Source organism: Pseudomonas sp. 29 (genome assembly GCF_002754355.1).
GTDB classification, from domain to species: Bacteria; Pseudomonadota; Gammaproteobacteria; order Pseudomonadales; family Pseudomonadaceae; genus Aquipseudomonas; species Aquipseudomonas neuropathica.
The window spans coordinates 6,358,771-6,378,667 of the sequence record NZ_PEEY01000001.1 but is presented as its reverse complement, the minus strand read 5'-3'; the positions used below and the strand labels follow the sequence as shown (position 1 = coordinate 6,378,667).

Sequence of the window (19,897 nt, the reverse complement as noted above, 5' to 3'; positions counted from 1 at the left end):
TGAGCATAGTGCAGGAACTAGCTAGTGATTAAGCGGCTTTTTAACAGTTTTGCCTTGTCTTCCAGCGCCATCGGGGCGTCGTGTCCGATCAGCATCCAGGCGTGTTCACGTTCAGTCCAATACACCACGTTCATCTCTCGCCGACGCTCATGGGCCAACGGCTGACTGCCGCTGTTCGAGCGGGTCACACACAGCGCCAATGGCCCATGTTTCGCATCCAGATAAACGATCTGCGCAATCGGTACGCCGTCGTACTCCAGCATCTGCGCCCGTTTGAATTCGGCATCAGGCAGCTTCAAAGTGGCTGGCGCAAGGTTCAGGCCCAGGCGCGCATCGACGGTGCGCAGTTGCGCGCGTTGGGAGGCTTCGTCGGTGGGCAGGTGATCGAGCGTTTGCGGCACATACAGCGCCATGTAATCGCCCACCAATGCCCGCCAGTTGTTCGATTGCGCGGCGTGCCAGCCGAGGAATAACCGGTCGGCCAACACGCCACCGGCCAACAGCGCAGCGGCGGCGCCACCGATAAACCAGCGGCGATTGAAGCCCGGAGGCTGCGGCGCTGGAATGGCGTCCAGCCGCGCTTGCAGACGCTCCAGCGGGGCCTGTTGCGCCAGCTCGTCATAGGCGTTCTTGTACGGCAGGTTGCTGCGGCTGAGCCATTGCACGCGCAGACTCAGCAGTGAGTCTTCGGCAATGGCGTTGTCGAGTTGATGGCGATAGTCGCCGTCGAGTTCGCCGTCGAGGTAGGCGACCAGTTGCTCATCCGAAGGTGGGTTCATGATCGGTCTCCTTCGGTGGATTTCGGCACGGTCTGCAGCGGTGGGTATTCGGCGAGTTTGAGGCGGGCGGTGGCCAGACGGCTCATGACCGTGCCGATCGGCACTTGCAGGATTTCAGCGACTTCGCGGTAGGACAAGCCTTCGACATAGGCGAGGTAGACCGTTTCGCGCTGGGTCTCGGGCAGCGCATCGACGCGGCGGATCACTTGCGCGGCCATCACATGCGTCTGCGCGGCGTACTCACCATCAAACGCCAGTTGGCCATCGGCATCGACCTGGCCCGCACCCTGACGCACGCGCCGAGCGCGCACTTCATTGAGCCAGATCGAATGCAGAATGCTCAGCAACCAGCGATCCATGCGCGTGCCGGCGATGTACTGATTGGCGCGCTCCAGCGCTCGCACACAGGTGGCTTGCACCAGATCCTCGGCCACATGCCGATTGCGCGACAGCAGTAGACCGTAGCGCCACAGTCGCGCCAGGTGCTGCCCGAGTTCTGCTCTGAATGCCTGATCGTTGAAGATGATGGCGGCCCTTATAAGTGCTCAGGTTTTCGATGAGTCGTTGATGGCTTCGGCCAGGTCCTGATATTCCTCGCACGACGTGCCGCAAATCGATTGGATCTGCTGCAACTGCTCCTGCGCCAGGTCAACGCGGCCTTTGATCACATAGGCCTCGCCGAGGTATTCGCGCACTTGCGCGTACTGCGGATCGAGTTTCACCGATTGCAGGTAATAACCGATGCCCTCGTCAGTGCGCCCCAGTTTGCGTGTGGCGTAGCCGCGATAGTTGAGAGCCTTGGCGGTGTGCGGTTGCTTCAGCGTGTCGAGCAACGCCAGGGCCTCTTCGTAGCGACCGACCTTGGCGAGGCGATAGGCATAATCGGTACGGTCGGCATCCGAAAGTGCTTTGCTGACTTGCATCACACACTTCTGGGTTTTGCTGTCCCAGACCTGGCCTTTCGGGCATTCCGGTTTCTGCACCGGCGCTTCTTCATCACCATTGGCCAGGGCCAATTGGCTGGACATCGCCGCGACCAGTAACAACGGGGCGGCGAACATAACGGAACGGATAGTCATGGGCAAGGCTCCACAGAAAGTTATGGTTCACTTTGAACACCACAGGGTGAATTTTTATTCATTGCTTTATCAGTGACTGTTCAAGGTAAGCGTAAATTCAAGCGCTATGCTCGGGAGCGTCTGCCGTCGATCCGATGTTTTGCCGTAAGGAGAGTTGCCATGACCGATCACGTCCATCATTCAGCCGCTGTCGGTTACAAAAGCGCTGCCGACACCTATGTGAAAGGTCGGCCGGACTATCCGCCGCAGGTCAGTGAGTGGTTGGCCGCGACGCTGGGCCTGGATGGGCATAAAACGGTGATTGATCTGGGTGCCGGCACCGGCAAGTTCACCGGACGCTTGGTGGCGACCGGCGCGCAAGTGATCGCGGTTGAACCGGTGCCGCAGATGCTGGAAAAGCTGTCTGACGCCTGGCCTGATGTGCTGGCCGTGAGCGGCACGGCGACCGATCTGCCGTTGCCGGACGCTTCAGTCGATGCAGTGATTTGCGCGCAAGCGTTTCACTGGTTCGCCAGTGCAGAGGCGCTGACCGAAATCGCTCGAGTACTCAAGTCCGGAGGCAAGTTGGGGCTGATCTGGAACCTGCGTGACGTCGACGTCAGTTGGGTGCCGAAACTGGACGCCATCGTCAACGCACTGGAAGGGGACACGCCGCGCTATTACACAGGTGCCTGGCGCAAAGCGTTTCCGCACCCGGCATTCGCGCCTTTGCAGGTCGAGCGGTTTCACCATGGCCATACCGGCTCGCCAGAAGACGTGATTCTCAATCGGGTGCGCTCCACCAGTTTCATCGCCGCGCTGCCGGAGGCGCAACGGGCGAAAATCGATGAACAGATTCGTGCGTTAATCGCCACAGAGCCGGAACTGCGTGGCAGGGATGTGGTGACAGTGCCGTATGAAACGGCGGCGTTCGTCGCCGTAAAAAAGGCCTGAATCCCAAGACATTTCAGTGTAGGAGTGAGCCTGCTCGCGATACCGGACTGTCAGTCACCTCATCTTTGGCTGACACTCCGCTATCGCGAGCAGGCTCACTCCTACAGGGTTTTCAGGTGTTCATAGTATCTGGCTGCACTTTTCCACCGCCTTGCGCCGCTCGCGAACCCCACGCACCACCAGATACAACAACGGCCCGATCGATACGAAAACCGCCGTCAACAACAAATATGGCACCACCGACCAGAGCGACTGCCCACGCGACCGCGCATCCTTAACCATCCAGATACCCGCCAGTGCGGCCAGCAGATACAGATCAATCACCACCTGCGCGGTGTCGGGCCGCGACATCAGGCTGATGCCGAAGTCGATCAACGACTGTTCAGCCTGGAGCATCACCGAAACGGTGTAACCGCTAAACGCGAGCAAAGCCGTGAGGGGCAGGGCGATCGACATCATGCATTCCTTCCGTGGTGTGATGAGAGAGTCGCCAGACTAACGCCGCCGCGCAAAATTGGCCATTGACTCGCCAATAGCGCACAGGCTAATTTCCAGCCCATGACTTCGACTGTATCGCGTTGCCAGCCAATGATTATTACCGCCATTCCTCATTTGGCGGGCTAGCTCACGACTGCAGCACCCAACCCGCCCTAGAGGCGGGTTTTTACTTTCTGTCTCCGGGGTTTTGAAAAATGTCAGGAGACGACCATGCCGCACAGCCCCGATCAGCAAACCCTGCTTGAGCACTACGTGAAAAAGATCCTCGCCGCGCCGGTGTACGACCTCGCGGTGCGCACGCCTTTGCAAGCGGCGCCGGCGTTGTCTGAGGCGCTGGGCAACCGGATTCTGCTCAAGCGTGAAGACCTGCAACCGACGTTCTCCTTCAAGATCCGTGGCGCCTACAACAAACTGGTGCAACTCACCGAGGAGCAAAAGGCGCGCGGGGTGATCACCGCATCGGCCGGCAATCACGCGCAAGGTGTGGCGTTGGCAGCGCGCGAGCTGGGTATCGCGGCGACTATCGTCATGCCGGCGACGACGCCAGAATTGAAAGTGCTGGGTGTGCGCAGTCGTGGCGCTGAAGCGTTGCTCCACGGCGAGAGTTTCCCGTTCGCCCTGGCGCATGCGCTGCAACTGGCAGAACAGAGCGGACGCACCTTCGTGTCACCGTTCGATGACCCGGAGGTGATCGCCGGGCAGGGCACCGTGGCGATGGAAATCCTTCGTCAGCATCAAGGTTCGCTGGATGCGATTTTTATCCCGGTAGGTGGTGGCGGTCTGATCGCGGGCATCGCGGCCTACGTCAAATACCTGCGCCCGGAAGTGCGCATCATCGGCGTCGAATCCGAACACTCAGCGTGCCTGAAGGCCGCGCTCGAAGCCGATCAGCGCGTCGTGCTGCCGAATGTTGGCACCTTCGCCGATGGCGTGGCGGTAGCGCAGATTGGCGCGTTCGGCTTTGAGGTTTGCCGTTTCTGCGTCGATGAAGTGATCACCGTCAGCAACGACGATCTCTGCGCGGCGATCAAGAATATCTACGACGATACCCGCTCGATCACCGAACCTTCCGGCGCCCTGGCCGTTGCGGGGATCAAGCAATACGTAGCGCGAACCGGGGTGCGCGAGCAGACATTTGTAGCGATCGACTCGGGCGCCAATATCAACTTCGACAGCCTGCGCCACGTTGCCGAGCGCGCCGCGATGTGCGGCGTCTCGGCATGATGAGGCTTACGGCAGCAAGGGGCGCAGGAAGCTGCGCTCGTAGCTGACGATGAACTTCTTCTCGACCAGGCTGGCCACCAGTGCGGTGCTCTCCGGGTCGGTCATCGCGATGTGCCGATAGCTTTCGTAATCCGCCAGTGACGGAAAACTGAACAGGCAATAAGCGATGTTGCTCGCGCCCTCGGACGGCAGGAAGTAGCCATGATGGGTGCCGCCCAAGCGCTCGACGATGCCGAGCCAGGCCTTGGCGTAGGCTTCGAACTCAGGCAATTGGTATGGATCAATGACATATCGGACGTGGCAGGTAATCAAACGACGCACTCCTTGTTCGGGTTATTCCTGCAGGGCTGTACCGACTTTGTCCGACGCCGACCAGATGCGATAACGCACTTCGACATCGGACGGCGCATACATCACGACCGGCAACTTGCTGTTGTACCGCAGCATGAAGCCGTCACCAACGACCGGCACGAAGGCGCGTTTCTTCTGGCTGCCGGGTGGGCAGGCCATCATCGTGCTCATCGGCCCAATGACTTTTTCCAGCCGATAGAACGGATAACCCCAGCCTTCAAGATTCTTCTCATCGAGAACACCGCCCAAACGCTGACGGTTGCAATCCACTTCAAGGGTTTTGCCGGCGAGGATTTCCACCTGGAAGTTTTCTTCCTGCTCCTGCTTGGGCAAGTGAATGACCTGGCGGGTAAACCCTGCTTCAGCTTTTGGGTACGGCGCGACGTCTTCAAGCTTGGCGGCGTGGGCGAGGGTGGACAGGCTGGCGATGATCAGCCCGGTGGTCGCGTAAACGCGGAAAGAACCCATGGAAGCCTCCGTGCGGGTGTAGGGTGGATTACGGGCATTCTTACCGTCATGGGCCGTGATTGCAAACCAGCGTCGAGTTGCAAATTGCAGTACCCGCCGAGGCCATTCTTGCAAATTGCAAGTAGCCAAATACTGGCGCCGCCGCCAAGTGCTTGATTTCATGAGGGTGAAAATGAACCGATGAAAGGCACGCTTTATGCGTCTTTTCAGTGCGGCGCACCGGCCTTGGGCGCCTACACTCCAATGGGCATTTCGCAGTACCACCGCTTGTCGCACCAGGGAAACAGCGGGGACACACCCGTGCAGGGGCAGCAACGGTCAGCGTGAATACTTGATTGGCATCTCACAGTAAGGAGAGGGTTTCGCCATGTTTCTGTCTGCCTTGGAACTACGCAATATCATTGAAAGCAGTTTTCTGCCGAAACGCTGCCAGTGCACGCTGTCGCCGGACTTGTCGATGACCGTCAAGGTTTTCGGCGATCACCAGACCGATCAAGTCGATCTGTTGGTCAGTGGCATCGACGCCAGCCACCTCAATGGCTGTCGTGAAATCAACGAACTGATCGCCGGGCTGCGCTCGGATCTGAACCAGCAAACTGTGCAACATCACTACAGCCCACGCTCCAGAGTCGTTTAACGCACCGTTTCACCCAGTTCGACCGTCACGCGCCGGGCCTGCACAAAACCAAGGCCCAGCGCGAACTCGACCAGCACCGCGAGCAAAATCCCGGGGCCGGCATGACCGTTCAGCCATTCCGCAAAACCCAGCACCGCCAAACCAAAACAACCGACGATAAACCCGTTGCTCAGCGCATTGCGCCCCAGCGACGGCGGCGCGTTGCGCACCAGATAAAACATCACCCCCAACGCCGCAAACAGCACCGCACTGCGCCGCGCGACAAACCCTGCAGCGTCGGAATACTCGATGCTCCAGATCGCCAGCAGGCTCTGCGGGAAAACGCCCCAGGCCAGCGCCAGCAAAAAACACAACGAACACGTGAAGCCCGACAACGTGCGAAACGACAACTGCATGGCGAATCCTTGCGGCAGTGAGGAGGGCTCCGAGCATAACCGCCGAAACTCCCCACGCCTACCGCAAACCCGCAAATCAGACGTTTCTGTCAGTTCTGGAAGTTGCACGCGTCAGACAATTTCCGATAGCTGATTTCCTCAGGCTTACCGGCGTTGTCGATGTACTTCATATCGGCCGTAACCACTTTGCACAGTTGCGTTGGTGGCTCGGTCAACGACACTACTTTGGCCACCTGCAGCGGCATGCCGTACTCATACGGCACGGCTTTGGACGTGGCGGAAGTGTCGTTGGCCTGGGCCAGCCCGGTAAACGCGGTGCAGGCGAGGGCGGCAGTGAGCAATAAAGGACGAATGTTCATGAAAGGACTCCCGAGTGGCGGTACTAGAGTTCGGCGTGATGCACCCGAACCTGCCGCACTGGGCAACAGCCAGAATGGCTGAGGGCGTGCGGTTCAGTAGAGTTTTTGACCACGGCGTTAAGGGATGGTTAACCGAGCTGAACGCCGGCTGTCAGGGAGTGCGGCGGTTTTCTCAGGAAGGTTTGGCGAATTCCTACAAAGGCTGGTGCCTTGTCTGCTTTCGGCGGCTGGAGCGGGGCGGTTATTGTCGGTTGCCGCTGCAAAATCAGTGGTTCGGGTTTGGTCACCTGATAACTTCCCTTATTGCAGATGTGCCATCATTTGCGCTGCGGACATCTGTGTCCGTGCGGTGCATAGCTGTGGCGGCTGTGTGCAGGACGCCTTCGGGCGAGCTGAGTTGGGGTTGTTCTCGGTTGACCAAGCCTGCACACAGTCCGCCTCCCACTGTTTGGTCACAGTGCTGGCGGTTACTTTCGACCCAATTGAGTAATCACCTATGCCGATAATCAAACTGCTACAAAACCGCTACCTCCCCCTCACAAGCAACGTCACCGAAACCCCGACACTGCTCATCGACACCCAAGCCAACCCGAAAGACATCCTCGAAGCCGCCGTCCAGCGCATCCGCGCCGCCGCCGACCTGCTCGAAACCCTGCATTGCCTGTGCTTCAAGCACGCCGACGTGCAAGACATTCCACACATCACCCATGCGCTTTACCTGCTGACGCAGGATGGCAATGATTTGCTGCAGGTGGCGCAGCAGCAGATGTTGAACTGGAAAGCGCCTGCCTGAGTTCACCCCTCAAAAAAGCCTGCCGTCGAAAGAGGGCAGGCTGAGAGGGTGGGTGGGGGATGCACAAGCTCATTGCGATTGCTGGCTGCGAGCGTATTCGACCAGATCCTTGGGGTAGATCATGTGATCGATTTTGCTGTCGTCTATACCGTATAAAAACGCGATGGCAGCAGCCTCGAAAGCCCAATAACCAACGTAATTGCCGTCATGGTCTTCAATGTCGAGATGACTGTCATGCCAGTTAGTTTGTAAATCTTCGAAGCCTTGGTACCAACCGTCACAGTATTGCTCAAGTAGCTCGCTGGACTCTTCAGCGCTCTCCGCGTAAATCGCCCGAATCAGCGGCGTGTACAAATCGTGATACCACTCATCAAGGTCAGCTCGCCCGGGCAAGCACTTGCGCAGCAGATCCTCATATAACGTGTCCTCGCCTGCGTAGCCGGCTCGATCAATCAGGGCGGAGAACCTGGCCAGTAAATCGATGCGATGCAGCAGGATGCACAAACTCATGACTTGGACGCATTCTTCGTACTGCTCCGGCCAATCATCGATTGCCAAAGGCGAAACGTTGGGTACATCGTTCAGAGCAAGCGCTTGCTGATTGATTTCATAGCGATCTACGAGCTTCTCCAGTCGCGGAACCAAAGAGGCTATCGGTTCGCCTGCCGTGTAACTGACCAACCAAGCGTTGAACGCGGCATCTTTGAAATAAGTAGTGCGCAACGCCTGCTCTTCAGCAGCGCTATCCGCCTGCATGGTCTCGCCCACCCAGCGGGACTCGGTTTCATCATAGAGTCGGATGGATTTTCGATAGTACGAGTCAGTGAGAAACGCTTGGCGTTTACGCACTAGGGGATCTTCCTTTTCCATAAACCTGCTCAAGATCGAGAACTGAAAAGTCTTTTTGAGATATCCGCTACGAAGGTTGAACGTTGTTGGTGGGCCGTTGGCTTCTTGCATACTCGACTCCCCTGACCAATGCCAGAGTGTGTCGCCCCGGCGAGAGTCGGTGATGTTAGGCAAGATCTCACCCTGTTGAAATTGTCTGGGAGAGTTTTCTTGGGTTGGCGTAAACCAATAACCTCGCTCAGCGCTCAAAGGACAAACCCGAATAAATGGTTGTTACTTCAGATCGAAAACCTCAAAACCTTTTCGACCGGGCAGAGTGTTGACACCTTTCGGTTCCTCTGGCTGCCCTTTGATTGCGACGTAGTCATAGACAAGGAATTTTGAGGGATCTTCATAACCCTCATTCGGTATCACTAAGCGCATTTGTTGTGCATTTAAGTACAACAGGCTCGGAAGCGCTTTTTCGGCGAAATCGATTCGCTCCAGGTTTTTAGTCTTTGGATTTTTGCGTACAACGGCTCCTTTCAAGTAGGGGGAGCCATAGTTCAGAGCGTAAATCAGACTGGCTCCTGAGCATCTTGCTAATACGATGTCGCCAACGAAGTTTGTATCTGGCATGTCCGGAAAAGCGGTATCGACATTATCGCCAATCATCACGAATAGCTGTTGCCCATCCTTACTTGAGCTGGCGAGCAAGGCCGCACTGGTTCCGTCGGGAAATGGGCAGTCCAGGACGACTTTCTTAGGATCAGCTAAAAGCGGACGACAAAAAATGGCAAAAACTAAAACGATCCACAAGTTTTTCATTGTAATGCCGTCCGCAAAACGTCCATCGAGTCAGGATTCGCCGCTAGTTTTTTGGCGCACTCACTTATTTTTTTGTAATAGACTCCATTGGTTTTGCCCCGGTATTTTTTATACGCCTCTTCCGTTGAACTGGAAATATCCAGCCAGTACTGCATGTACTCTGTTCCCAGTTGAATATTCTGAGCTTCGTCCCATATGGATTGGGATGCGTAGAAGGCTGCCCCAGCCGCAAAGGCTTCTTCAGTCTGAGCATCGCTCGGAGAACGTCCCAATTGTTTTTTCTTTCGGTACTTATAGACTTGTTTTACTGCAGGCTCTTGCATCTGCATAAGGCCTCGGGCTGAATGTTTACCTAAACCCGCATTCGCGTCAAAGCGTGACTCCATATAAATCTGGCAAATCACCAGGTTATTTCTAATTTTTCGGTGTACGAGATGAACAGTTTCTTTAAGGCTGCGTTTTTGAAGCGCGTAGCTCTTAAAGAGGCTTCTTGCTCTGGAGTGTCTGACTCGAATGTATTGTTCGCCCAGAACTCTTTGGTTTCGTCGCTGTAAGCGAGAAAGTCGTTATATCTGACCTCGGTTAAAAAATCTTGTCTTCTGTTCATAACAGAGTTTTTACTCAAGAGTGAAAGTGATAGTTACGCTATTTCTTCGTGAAACGTTTTTTTGTTTAATGCAGATAGTTTGACTTCGCCTCCGTTAGGGAGTGCGAAGTGGTCCTGAAAGTGCGTCCAAGTATATTCATTTTCCGTTCTTAGACGCTTCGCTCAGCGCTCAAAGCGCTAGCGCCGAGCGAAGGGTAAAGCAGCTTATTCTTCGCCTGACCAATACCAAATAGTGTCCCCCCAATGAGAGTCTTTGATGTCAGGCATAACCTCACCTTGAATGAAGTGACGACGAGACTCAGCTTTGGCAGGGGTAAACCAATAGCCAGTTTTGCTACATGGCTGACCAGCGTCAACACGAGCAACCTGTGACCCATTTGTTGGTCGATAATTTCTAGCGTACTCGACCAAGTCTTTGGGATAGACCATATGGTCTATTTTGCTGTCGTCTATGCCATATAAAAATGCAATAGCTGCTGCTTCGATGGCCCAGTACCCGACATAATTTCCATCCTCTCCTTGTAAGTGAGTATCGTGCCAAGGAGCCTGTTTAAAGGCTGGGTACCATTGTTGGCAATATTTTTTTAGAAGCTTTGAAGATTCTTCTTTATTATTAATGTATAGGGCTTGTACAAGTGGTGTATATACGTCGTGATACCAACGATCGACGTCGTGACGGTTTGGCAGAACTTTCTTCAATAAGTCTTCGTAAAGAGTGTCATCACCAGCATACCCCGCTTGGTCAATGAGTTTTACGAAGCGAGGTAATAAGTCTGTTCGGTGCAACAAAATACAGAGACTGATAACTTGAACCGCTTCCTCGTATTGGTCCGGCCAGTCGTCTAGTGCCAGTGGCGATATTTTTGGTGATTTTTCATATTCGGCTAGAGTCTTTTGACGGATCTCGTATTTTTCAATTAGGTCCTCCAACAGAGGGACGAGGTTCTCTATGTTTTCCCCTGCGGTATAGCTGGCAAGAAGCTTGTCAAGAGCTAGAGTCTGAAAAAAAGCTGAGCGAAGTGATGCTTCTTCCTCTGCAGTGTCGGATTTGAATTTATTGCTCTTGAAGAACTCGATTACTTCATCGTGTTCTCTCAGAAAATTTTCGTAGTGCTTTTCACTAAAGAATTTCTGTCTTTTATTCATAGTGTTCATAGCTCAATTTTAAGGGTGTCCAACGCGCCGTGTTTTTTGGCTAAGGACTTTTTGCGCTTATTCACAAAACTTTTAACCTCAGCTTCGCCGTAGTGGAAGGCTTTATGGTCCGTATGTTCAGTTTCACTTGAGTTGTTTAGCCTTGCCTCCGCGTGGTTCTTAGGGCTTGAACTAGGATGATACAGCGGAGAATAAAAGAGATGGCGGCTATAAGAAGCTTCTACTTGTCCAAGAAGCGATCGACCAGCAATGGCTTTGCTCAGGTTCCTAAGTATCCATTGGGTGCTCATTTGGACTAAGATTTGTTTGTCTTTGTTGGGATTGGTTTCTGAAGTTTTACTTGGTTTTGCTGCTGCTCGGCCAGTTCTTGCGGAGCGCGTTTTTGTACCAGTAGTTGCACTTTGCTCGGCTTCTATAGGTTCAAGCAGTGCACTGGGATCGCTCAATCCCGATACACCAAGTTTAGAACTGATGCCCGGTTTTCTCGTGTTATTTGGTTTGCGCATAAATTTCGGCGCATCTTCATCGCGGCTAGCCTTCGCTTCTACAATGGCGAACTTTTCGCCGCCATTGTTGGCCGGGTTGGCGCGCCAAACAGCATCGATGCCCGTTCCGTTTGCGCCGTCAGACAATTTATAAAGCACATGCTTCGCCTTAGGACTCCCGCCTGCCGAAAGCTTGCCCATCTTGCTCCCACTCGGCACGCCCTCGAGCCACTTCCCATCAGCACCCTTGTCATGCCCGTCCCAATCCTTGCCCCAGCCAAACTCCACTGCGCAGATGTAGTCCGCAATGTGTTCGCCGCTCACTCCCAAACCTTCGTTCAAAATGCTGGAAGGGGCCTGAAGGCCCATTTTCGAGGCTTCGACCTGATTGGAGTGGGTGCCACTGGCGCCATCGGTGCCTTTCGCTGCAACCGAGGAGTCTTTGTTGGCGGGTTTTTCTGCTCTTTTCGGGTGGCTGGAGCCGGAGCCGGCCGCTGAGCTATTGCGCTGCATGCCTTTCCATTTCACCAGTCGTTTTTCAACGATCCCGACCATGGCCGGCATGTTGTCGCGGGAGGAGGCGAGGACGGTGACGACGGAGGTTTTTGCCCAGTTGGGCAGGCTCTGGAACGTCGAGGATCCTTTGACGCCGGTGATGATTTCATCGAGTTCGCCGCGTAGCTTGCCAGCGTTGAATATCTGCTTGAGCAGTTCTTCCGGGCTGGTTTTGATTCCGCACTCTTGCAGGACGAAGCGGAGCAGGTCGAACAGTACCGGGGCATAGCGCTGCGGGTCTTTATTGACGATGCGCAGGCTTTTTTTCAGGCCGTCGCCGGGACCTGGAATCCAGCCGATGACGGCCATCAGCAGGTCGAACTGTGCGTCTTCCTTGCCATCGGTCGACTCTGCGTTGTAGAGGACGATTGCGGACTCAATGGTGTCGTAGGCATCGATGGCTTGCCCCAGGAACGGCACTGCGCCTAGCGCGATGCCTTTTGCCAGCTCAACGGCGGCTTCTTGATAGGCGGCGCTACGGTCTTCGCCGCCGTCGTTTGCGCTCTCAGCTACTGCCTCGCTCATGTCAGCCTCCCTGCGGCTTTCTCCACTAATGCTTGTAAATCAACCTGGTTCGGGTCCAGGCCGAGCTTGCGTAAATCTTCGTTAACTTTTTCGTCCGAGTTCTGCACCACCGCGACACTTTCGCGGCTGAACGGCCGTGGATCTTCGCCGTAATAGACTTTGGCTGGTCCTTTCGGCACGTCTTCCAACCGGGCGAAGCCGTCATCGTCCAGCACGCCTTCACGGGTCGAACCATCGGCAAAATCAACGCGATAAGACGCGCCCGGCACCGGTTCCAGATTGTCGTAGTGCAAATTCAACTCAAGCCACGTCGGGTTGGCCTTGGCTTTTTCCATCAGCCTTCCGGCGATGTCCGCCGCTGCCAACCCCGGAATCAACGGCACCAAAATCCCGATCCCGGTGCCCACGCCAGGTGCGCCGCCGGTATTGACCTTCACTTCAGCGCCGCTGATGGTCACGCCGCCGGCGTCGACCTTGACGAAACTGCCGCCAGCCTTGGCGGTGAGTTCCATGCCGGCGTCTATCACGACCTTGTCGCCGGCGTGGTAGTGGATTTCGCTGCCGGCTTCGACGAATTGAGCGGTGCCGATTTTTACATGCTGGGTCACGCCGACGGTCAGGTGCTCGTCGGCGCGCATTTCGCTGATGCGATCCAGATGGGTGATGCGGTGTTCTTCAACCTTGAATTCGCTCAGCGTGTTGGCTTCGACGGTGTCGTGCCGTTCGTTGCCGACGCGGATTTTCTGGTCGTGCTCGATGTTTTCGTCCCAGTCGCGTTGGGCGTGGATGTAGATCTGCTCGACGCCTTTCTTGTCTTCGATACGGAATTCGTTGTAGCCCTTGCCGCCCGGTGAGCTCAGGGTTTTGAAGGTGCTGCGGGTTTTGTTTGCCGGCAGGTCGTAGGGGACGACGTTTTCCTTGTGGTACAGGCAACCGGTGACCAATGGCTGGTCGGGATCGCCTTCGAGGAAGGTAACGAGGACTTCCATGCCGATGCGCGGGATGGCGATGCCGCCGTACGCGGCGCCGGCCCAGCCGCTGGCGACGCGCATCCAGCAGGTGGTTTTGTCGTTGGACTGACCGTCGCGATCCCAGTGGAATTGCACTTTGATGCGGCCGTATTGGTCGCAGTGGATTTCTTCGCCTGCGGGGCCGGTGACGACGGCGGTCTGGCTGCCGAGGACTTTTGGTTTCGGGTGTTCAAGGGCAGGGCGGTAGTGCGCGTCCCAAGGGGTGGCGAGGAAGCTGTTGCGGTAGCCCTGGTGGAAATCGCTTTTGTTGTCGGTGACGTCGCTGGTGACGTTTTCGCCGAGGACTTGCGGTTGTTTGCCTTCGTGGAAGACTTCCAGCAGCAGCCACAGGTCATTCCATTCGGCGCGCGGGTGTTCAGCGAGCGTGAGGAAATGGCCGCTGGTGAGGGTCGGTTCGTCACCTTTGCCTTCGGCGAGTTTGTAGTCGCTGCGATGGCGTTCCAGCGCGCGGGTGGAAAGGAACTTGCCGCGCTCGCGGGTGGTGAAACGGCCGGGGTAGTCGTAGTCTTCGAGGTCCGGGGCAAAGGTGCTTTTCGCCGTGCCTTCGGGGAGGATCTGCGGTTTTTCGAAGTCGTAATCGCGGCGGCTGACGCGGGTGGTGCGGGTTTCCAGGCGCAGGTTGAAGCGTTTGATCACCGGTTTGTCGGCGGCCATGCCGGAGTCTTGCTGGTAGCTCACGGCTTTGAGTTTGCGGAACACGGTCTGGTCGTCGCCGAATACCAGTTTGTGGCCGCTGCTGCTGTGCTGGAAGTGAAAGTGGATACCTTCTTCCTCGCACAGGCGCTGGATGAAATGCAGGTCGGATTCGTCGTACTGCACGCAGTACTCACGCTCCGGGTATTCGGCGTTGAGCTGGAAGCTGTAGGCGTCGGCAAGAATGCCGCGATCTTCCAGGACCTGAGCGATGATCTTCGGCACGGTCAATTGCTGGAAAATCTGCTGATCGTGGTTGTGCCGCAGGTAGGCCAGTTGTGGCACCAGGCTGAGGCTGTAACGGGTCAGGGTCTTGCCGGAGTCGCCTTGCTCGATGCGATAGACCAGACCGTGGATCTTGCCTTCGCCGGTCGGGCCGAAGGTCAGGACGCCGGGTTTGTGCAACAGCTCTTCGAGTTTGAGGTCGGGGCGGGCGCTGACGAGTTCGAGGTCGAAACGGAACGGTTCGTTGAGGGCTTCGCGACCGGTGAAGCTGAGGACTTGCAGGTCGGCGTTGGCGCCTTCAAGCGTGAGGGTAATGTGGGTTGCGTTGGCGTCCAGCATGCCTTGAATTCCGTCCATTGAATAAGCAGGTGACGGATGATGGAGGATTCAGCCGCCTCGTTCAAGGCACAAAAGCCGTAGGTCTGGCAGGTTTGCGGTATAGGGAAAACCCTTAGATGAGGTGTTTGGCCCAATGAAACCGGGCATTTGCTGCGAATTGGCGTTCATTGCCGGCAACTTTTCCCACGACCCGGCGTTGAAGAATCCTCAGTCAGATTCAGACTAAAGTCGCCTGTAGAACGTCAAAGCCATCTGCCATCATTGCCGTTCACCCCTGCGTGTTCACTTTCTCCTGGTTCAATCTGACCCGGGACGGGAGCTATTTTTCTGGCTTGTTGCGCGCTTGCGCAAACGCTGCATTGTTGGAGTTTTTCATGCGTCCCCCATTTCCCCTCATCACCCCGCGCCAGTCGTTTGGCTTCGGAGCCTTTGTGCTGTGCGCAGGTTTTACCGCACAGGTTCAGGCCAGCGGATTTCTTGAAGACACCACGGCGAAAATCGAATCGCGCACGGTGTACTTCAACCGCGATTTCCGTGATGGGCACACCACGAACGATCAGGGCGCGTCCAAGCGTGAAGAGTCGGCACAGGGCTTTATTCTCAACCTGCAATCGGGCTACACCGAAGGCACCGTGGGTTTTGGTCTCGATACGCTGGGCATGCTTGGTTTTCAACTCGATTCCAGCCCGGACCGCAGCAACAGCGGCTTGCTGCCTTCCAGCGGCAACGACCCACGCGGCTCGAAAGGCCAGTACGCGAAAATGGGCCTGACCGCCAAGGTCAAGGTTTCGGACACGGTGCTGAAGTACGGCGCACTGCTGCCGGATCTGCCGTTGCTGAAATACAACGACGGTCGTTTGCTGCCGACCATGTTCAACGGCGCCATGCTGACCTCTAAAGAGGTGAAAGACCTGACCTTCATGGCCGCGCGCCTGAACAAGTACACCGCGCGTGATTCCACCGATTCGCAAGACATCCGCGTGCACTGTAAAAACAAGCGCTATGCGTGCAACACCACCGCCGACCATTTCGACATGTACGGCTTCGATTACAAGATCAACGATCGCTTGACCGCGCAGTATCACTACGCCGAACTGGAAGACATTTATCGTCAGCACTTTGTCGGGCTGTTGAGTAATCAACCGTTAGCTGGCGGTGTACTTAAAGCGGATCTGCGCGTGCTTAAAAGTGCCGACAGTGGTGATGCCAAGGCCGGTTCCATCGATAACCGCGCGTTGAGCGGCATGCTGTCGTATGCGCATAGCGGTCACACGTTCAGCGCCGGTTGGCAGCGCATGAACGGCGACAACTCGATGCCGTACCTCGATGGCAGCAACCCGTATCTGGTCAACTACGTGCAGGTCAACGACTTCGCCGCCGCGCAGGAACGTTCGTGGCAACTGCGTTATGACTATGACTTCAAAGCCATTGGCATTAATGGTTTGAGCTTCCTGACGCGCTATGTGAGCGGTGATCACATCAAGGTGTTGGGCAGTGATCAGGAAGGGAAAGAGTGGGAACGCGACAGCGAGTTGAAGTATGTGATTCAGACGGGCACGTTCAAGGATGTGAGTTTGCGTTTGAGGAATGCGACTTACCGTACCAACTATGAGAAGTTTGCTCGGGATGTGGATGAGACACGGTTGATTGTGAGTTATAGCTTTTCGGTGTTGTAGGTCTTGGATGTGTAGTGCTTGATCGGGCGCTATCGCGAGCAGGCTCACTCCTACAATGGATTAATGTTGATCGCAATATCCGCGTCCGCTGAAGATCCCCTGTAGGAGTGAGCCTGCTCGCGATGAGGCCCTTGAAATTGCTGCTACAACCAATGCCAGAACCGGCTCCAGAACCCCCGATTCAAATCCTCTTTGCAGCCGGCATATTGCCGCGCATATACATCCGAACGATTCTGCACTTTGCGCGCCGTTGGCATCAGCCAGGCTTTGCTCGCGTAAGTCTTGTTGCGGAAGCCGCCCCAGCCTTCGTGGTAGTTGAGGTATTGGTTGTAGGCGTCGTACTTGTAGACGCCATTGATCGAATAGGTCTTGTCCATGTACCAGCCGACGAAGTCGATGGCGTCGTCGAAGTCTTCGCGGTCGGCCCAGTTGCGGCCGGTGCTTTTCTGGTAATCGGCCCAGACTTCATCTTTGGCTTGCGCATAACCCGAGGCGGTCGAGACGCGGCCCCACGGGATTACCCAGAGCAAGTATTTGCGCGGAGTCTTGGCGTCGTAGCGGTAGCCGGATTCCTGATACATGATCGCGAAGGGCACCTGAATCGGTACGCCCCAGCGTTTTTGCGTGACTTGCGCAGCGTCGTACCAGTCGCTTTTCTCGCGGAAGATTTCGCAGATGTCTTCCGGCGAGCGGGGCGGCGAGGTGCCGCACCCGCTCAGTAGCGTTGCCAGTGTCAGTAGTCCAAGCGTCTGCCTGTAATTCAAAAGCCGTTATCCCGTCGTGCGCAAAAAGGCCGACAGTCTACGCGCTCAGCTCAATTGGTGACGATAGGGCAAATCCGGACCGGTCTTGCTGCAAGTCAGCGCGGCGGCTTGCACAGCGAACCTGAGCATGGCGTCGATCTGTTCGCGAGCGAGTTGCTGCACGCCTTCAACCGAATCCAGACCGTGCTCGGTCAGCCAGGTGATCAGCGCGGCCTGGAAGGTATCGCCCGCGCCAACGGTATCGGCGATCTTTACCGAGGCTGCCGGCACCGACCAGTTGCCATGCTGGCGGCTGAACACACTGGCGCCGTCGCCACCCCGGGTCAGGAAAACGATCTGGCAGCGATGTTCGAGCCAGCCTTCGATCACCCGTTGTGGGTCCTGTTCGGGGTAGAGCAGGCTCAGATCTTCGTCGCTGACCTTGATCAGATCGGCCAGTGGCACCAGCGTCGCGATGCGCTCGCGCCACAGGTCGATGTTCGGCTGGGGATTGAGGCGTACGTTCGGGTCGAGGGTGATCAGGCGTTTGCCGCTTTCACGCTGTACCAAGGTCAGCAAGGTGTCGCCGATCGGCTGCACCACTAGCGAGAACGAGCCAATGTGCAAGCCGCGCACCTCAGCGCCCAGCTCTGGCAGATGCGCCAGACTCAACTGCCGGTCCGCGCAGCCTTCACCGCGAAAGCTGTAGTGCGGCGAGCCATTGGCACCGACGGCGACCATGGCCAGCGTGGTCGGTGCGGCGAAGTCCACCAGATAGTCCGGGCTTACGCCTTCGTCCTGCAGCACTCGCTGCAAGCGCCGGCCGAGGTAGTCGGTGGACAGTCCGCCGAACAAGGCCGAGTCCACGCCCAGACGGCGCAAACCGACGGCGACGTTGAACGGCGAGCCGCCAGCAATCGCCTTGAAATTCACTTTCGAGGCCAGACCGCTGGCGTCGTCTTCACTGAAAAAATCAAACAGGGCTTCGCCACACACCAAATACATAATTGTTTGCTCTTTATAGGGTTGCGACATGCTGTTGATAGCGTTCATAGGCCTGCTGGAACGCCGCGACGTTGGCGGCAATCGGCAGGGTTTCACTGCTTGAATCGAGTTTCACGCAGCGCTGGCACAGGTCGGCGAGGCTGTCTTCGTGGCCGTTCGACCAGGATTTGCACCACGCCGCTTGAATCGCTGCGCCGAGGGCGGCGGCTTCGCTTTGTTCGGTGCAGATCACCGGGGTGTTCATGATGTCGGCGACGATCTGCCGCCACACCGCGCTTTTCGAACCGCCGCCGATCAGGCAAATGCTGCGGCTTTGTAAACCATTCTGGCGGAGCAAATCCAGCCCGTAGCGCAAACCGAAGGTGGTGCCTTCGACGGCGGCGCGGCACAGATTGGCCTGGGTCAGGTTGTCCAGCGTCAGACCGTGCAGGCTGCCGGTGGCGTGGGGCAGGGCGGGCACCCGTTCGCCGTTGAGGAACGGCAGCATGCTCACGCCGTCAGCGCCGATGGGGGCTTGAGCGACGAGGTCGTTGAACTGCTGCAGATCGAGGTCGAACAGCTCGCGGATCGCGCCGGTGGCGTTGGTCAGGTTCATGGTGCAGATCAGCGGCAACCAGCCACCGCTGGAGGAACAGAACGTCGCGACCGAGGCATCCGGGCTGACTTTCGGCACTTCGGAATAGGCGTACACCGTGCCGGAAGAACCGAGGCTCATGGTGATCGCGCCGGGCTGAATATTGCCGGTGCCGATGGCGCCCATCATGTTGTCGCCGCCGCCGCTGGAGACCACCGCGTCGGGGTTGATGCCGAGGTGTTCGGCAATCGCCGGCAAAATGGTGCCGACAGATTGATGTGCATCGATCAGCTCTGGCAGCGCCGCTTGCAGGCGTCCGCTGGCGTCGATGTCGCGCAGCAGTTGCAAGTCCCATTGGCGGGTGCGCACGTTGAAATAGCCGGTGCCGGAAGCGTCGCCGTATTCACTGCAGGCGCGGCCGGTGAGCCAGAAGTTCAGGTAGTCGTGGGGCAGCAGGATGCGCGCGATGCGCGCGAACACCACGGGGTGTTGTTCTTTGGTCCAGAGCAGTTTCGACACCGTGTAGCCCGGCGCGATGACCACGCCGAGGCGTTCCAGCGAACCTTTTTCACCGCCCAGATGAGTGAGCAGACGGTCGTTTTCGGCGCTGGTTTCGGTGTCGCACCAGAGCTTGGCCGGGCGCAGCACTTCACCTTGATCATCGAGCAGGACCAGGCCGTGTTGCTGACCGGAGACGCCGATGCCGAGGATCGACTGGCCATCGACATTTGCCGCCAGTAATGCCTGGCGGGTAGCGATGGCGAAGGCGTCCAGCCATTGCTGGGTGTCTTGTTCGCGGCGGCCGTTGGCGCCGCTGATCATTGTGTGCGCGGCGGCGCCTTGGCCGAGGACCTGGCCGGTGGCGGCGTCGAGGATGATGGCTTTGCTGCCTTGGGTGCCGCAGTCGATGCCTAGGAACAGTTGTTGTGTTGTCATGTGTGAACCACTCGGGTGTGGTGAAGATCAAGAGCTTACCCCCTCACCCCAACCCTCTCCCCCAAGGGGGCGAGGGGGGAAGGGAGCCGATTGGGGGGCTGTTCAAATCCTGAGTTCGACTCCGGACGTTCAGGTCGATGTAACTTGCACAAACCACTCGGTCAGTTCCCTCTCCC

General features: G+C 56.9%; 21 protein-coding genes and 1 pseudogene. 5 read left to right on the top strand and 17 right to left on the bottom strand.

Features of this window, described 5'->3' with window-relative positions; genetic code table 11:
* Positions 1–17 precede the first annotated feature (17 nt).
* The 3 genes from CLU80_RS29615 to CLU80_RS29605 form a co-directional block, all read right to left on the bottom strand.
* Complete coding sequence (locus CLU80_RS29615; protein ID WP_099759265.1) at positions 18–779, bottom strand: anti-sigma factor; 762 nt, start codon at positions 777–779, stop codon at positions 18–20.
* The gene (locus tag CLU80_RS29610) at positions 776–1,234 is read right to left on the bottom strand and encodes a sigma-70 family RNA polymerase sigma factor (RefSeq protein ID WP_256573860.1); all 459 of its coding nucleotides are present in this window, start codon (positions 1,232–1,234) and stop codon (positions 776–778) included. The genes CLU80_RS29615 and CLU80_RS29610 overlap by 4 nt, the downstream gene beginning before the upstream one ends.
* A 90-nt stretch (positions 1,235–1,324) precedes the next feature.
* Complete coding sequence (locus tag CLU80_RS29605; RefSeq protein WP_099759264.1) at positions 1,325–1,858, bottom strand: tetratricopeptide repeat protein; 534 nt, start codon at positions 1,856–1,858, stop codon at positions 1,325–1,327.
* Between the two features lie 159 nt (positions 1,859–2,017).
* On the opposite strand from CLU80_RS29605, the gene CLU80_RS29600 reads away from it, so the two are divergent.
* A complete protein-coding gene (locus CLU80_RS29600; protein WP_099759263.1) occupies positions 2,018–2,791 on the top strand; it encodes a class I SAM-dependent methyltransferase in 774 nt (257 codons plus the stop codon).
* A 120-nt stretch (positions 2,792–2,911) separates the two neighbouring features.
* Here CLU80_RS29600 and CLU80_RS29595 read toward each other — a convergent pair whose 3' ends face one another.
* Positions 2,912–3,250, bottom strand: coding sequence for a DUF2834 domain-containing protein (locus tag CLU80_RS29595; RefSeq protein WP_099759262.1), 339 nt, complete (start codon positions 3,248–3,250; stop codon positions 2,912–2,914).
* A gap of 249 nt (positions 3,251–3,499) precedes the next feature.
* On the opposite strand from CLU80_RS29595, the pseudogene ilvA reads away from it, so the two are divergent.
* Positions 3,500–4,495, top strand: a pseudogene (ilvA, locus tag CLU80_RS29590) (threonine ammonia-lyase, biosynthetic); the annotation flags it as partial.
* A 24-nt stretch (positions 4,496–4,519) separates the two neighbouring features.
* Here the strand turns inward: ilvA and CLU80_RS29585 are convergent.
* On the bottom strand, positions 4,520–4,825 hold the full coding sequence (locus CLU80_RS29585) for an NIPSNAP family protein (RefSeq protein ID WP_064362707.1): 306 nt from the start codon (positions 4,823–4,825) through the stop codon (positions 4,520–4,522).
* A 21-nt stretch (positions 4,826–4,846) separates the two neighbouring features.
* Complete coding sequence (eco, locus tag CLU80_RS29580; RefSeq protein WP_099759260.1) at positions 4,847–5,332, bottom strand: serine protease inhibitor ecotin; 486 nt, start codon at positions 5,330–5,332, stop codon at positions 4,847–4,849.
* Positions 5,333–5,699: 367 nt separating this feature from the next.
* Here eco and CLU80_RS29575 point away from each other — a divergent pair, with 367 nt between their 5' ends.
* Complete coding sequence (locus CLU80_RS29575) at positions 5,700–5,969, top strand: DUF1652 domain-containing protein (RefSeq protein WP_007912157.1); 270 nt, start codon at positions 5,700–5,702, stop codon at positions 5,967–5,969.
* On the opposite strand, the gene CLU80_RS29570 is transcribed toward CLU80_RS29575, so the two are convergent.
* Positions 5,966–6,364, bottom strand: a complete 399-nt coding sequence (locus CLU80_RS29570; RefSeq protein ID WP_095050875.1) for a hypothetical protein — start codon at positions 6,362–6,364, stop codon at positions 5,966–5,968. The two genes, CLU80_RS29575 and CLU80_RS29570, sit on opposite strands and share 4 nt — an antisense overlap.
* Before the next feature lie 89 nt (positions 6,365–6,453).
* The gene (locus CLU80_RS29565) at positions 6,454–6,723 is read right to left on the bottom strand and encodes a DUF2790 domain-containing protein (RefSeq protein WP_099759259.1); all 270 of its coding nucleotides are present in this window, start codon (positions 6,721–6,723) and stop codon (positions 6,454–6,456) included.
* Between the two features lie 496 nt (positions 6,724–7,219).
* Between CLU80_RS29565 and CLU80_RS29555 the strand changes: the two genes are divergently transcribed.
* Complete coding sequence (locus CLU80_RS29555; RefSeq protein ID WP_093431206.1) at positions 7,220–7,516, top strand: hypothetical protein; 297 nt, start codon at positions 7,220–7,222, stop codon at positions 7,514–7,516.
* A gap of 69 nt (positions 7,517–7,585) precedes the next feature.
* Here CLU80_RS29555 and CLU80_RS29550 read toward each other — a convergent pair whose 3' ends face one another.
* The 6 genes from CLU80_RS29550 to CLU80_RS29520 all read right to left on the bottom strand — a co-directional run bounded on the left by CLU80_RS29550 (position 7,586) and on the right by CLU80_RS29520 (position 14,787).
* Entirely contained in the window at positions 7,586–8,476 is an 891-nt protein-coding gene (locus tag CLU80_RS29550) for a PoNe immunity protein domain-containing protein (RefSeq protein ID WP_256573862.1), read from the bottom strand.
* A gap of 162 nt (positions 8,477–8,638) precedes the next feature.
* Positions 8,639–9,172 (bottom strand): hypothetical protein, encoded by a 534-nt coding sequence (locus CLU80_RS29545; protein ID WP_093431212.1) that lies wholly within the window; start codon positions 9,170–9,172, stop codon positions 8,639–8,641.
* Positions 9,169–9,501, bottom strand: coding sequence for a hypothetical protein (locus CLU80_RS29540; protein ID WP_286079805.1), 333 nt, complete (start codon positions 9,499–9,501; stop codon positions 9,169–9,171). Before CLU80_RS29540 ends, CLU80_RS29545 begins: the two co-directional genes overlap by 4 nt.
* Before the next feature lie 482 nt (positions 9,502–9,983).
* The gene (locus CLU80_RS29530; RefSeq protein ID WP_099759434.1) at positions 9,984–10,925 is read right to left on the bottom strand and encodes a PoNe immunity protein domain-containing protein; all 942 of its coding nucleotides are present in this window, start codon (positions 10,923–10,925) and stop codon (positions 9,984–9,986) included.
* Between the two features lie 5 nt (positions 10,926–10,930).
* Positions 10,931–12,499 (bottom strand): hypothetical protein, encoded by a 1,569-nt coding sequence (locus tag CLU80_RS29525; protein ID WP_099759256.1) that lies wholly within the window; start codon positions 12,497–12,499, stop codon positions 10,931–10,933.
* Positions 12,496–14,787: a type VI secretion system Vgr family protein gene (locus CLU80_RS29520; protein ID WP_099759255.1), complete on the bottom strand. Its 2,292-nt coding sequence runs from the start codon at positions 14,785–14,787 to the stop codon at positions 12,496–12,498. Before CLU80_RS29520 ends, CLU80_RS29525 begins: the two co-directional genes overlap by 4 nt.
* A 374-nt stretch (positions 14,788–15,161) precedes the next feature.
* Between CLU80_RS29520 and CLU80_RS29515 the strand changes: the two genes are divergently transcribed.
* The gene (locus CLU80_RS29515) at positions 15,162–16,463 is read left to right on the top strand and encodes an OprD family porin (RefSeq protein ID WP_099759254.1); all 1,302 of its coding nucleotides are present in this window, start codon (positions 15,162–15,164) and stop codon (positions 16,461–16,463) included.
* A gap of 143 nt (positions 16,464–16,606) precedes the next feature.
* Here the strand turns inward: CLU80_RS29515 and CLU80_RS29510 are convergent, their stop codons facing one another.
* From CLU80_RS29510 to xylB, 3 genes are read right to left on the bottom strand one after another with little or no spacing between them, the layout of a single operon-like run.
* Positions 16,607–17,227: a transglycosylase SLT domain-containing protein gene (locus CLU80_RS29510; protein ID WP_095120893.1), complete on the bottom strand. Its 621-nt coding sequence runs from the start codon at positions 17,225–17,227 to the stop codon at positions 16,607–16,609.
* 45 nt (positions 17,228–17,272) lie between these two features.
* The gene (locus tag CLU80_RS29505) at positions 17,273–18,211 is read right to left on the bottom strand and encodes a carbohydrate kinase family protein (RefSeq protein WP_093431227.1); all 939 of its coding nucleotides are present in this window, start codon (positions 18,209–18,211) and stop codon (positions 17,273–17,275) included.
* 13 nt (positions 18,212–18,224) lie between these two features.
* Positions 18,225–19,721, bottom strand: a complete 1,497-nt coding sequence (xylB, locus tag CLU80_RS29500; RefSeq protein ID WP_099759253.1) for a xylulokinase — start codon at positions 19,719–19,721, stop codon at positions 18,225–18,227.
* Positions 19,722–19,897 lie beyond the last annotated feature (176 nt).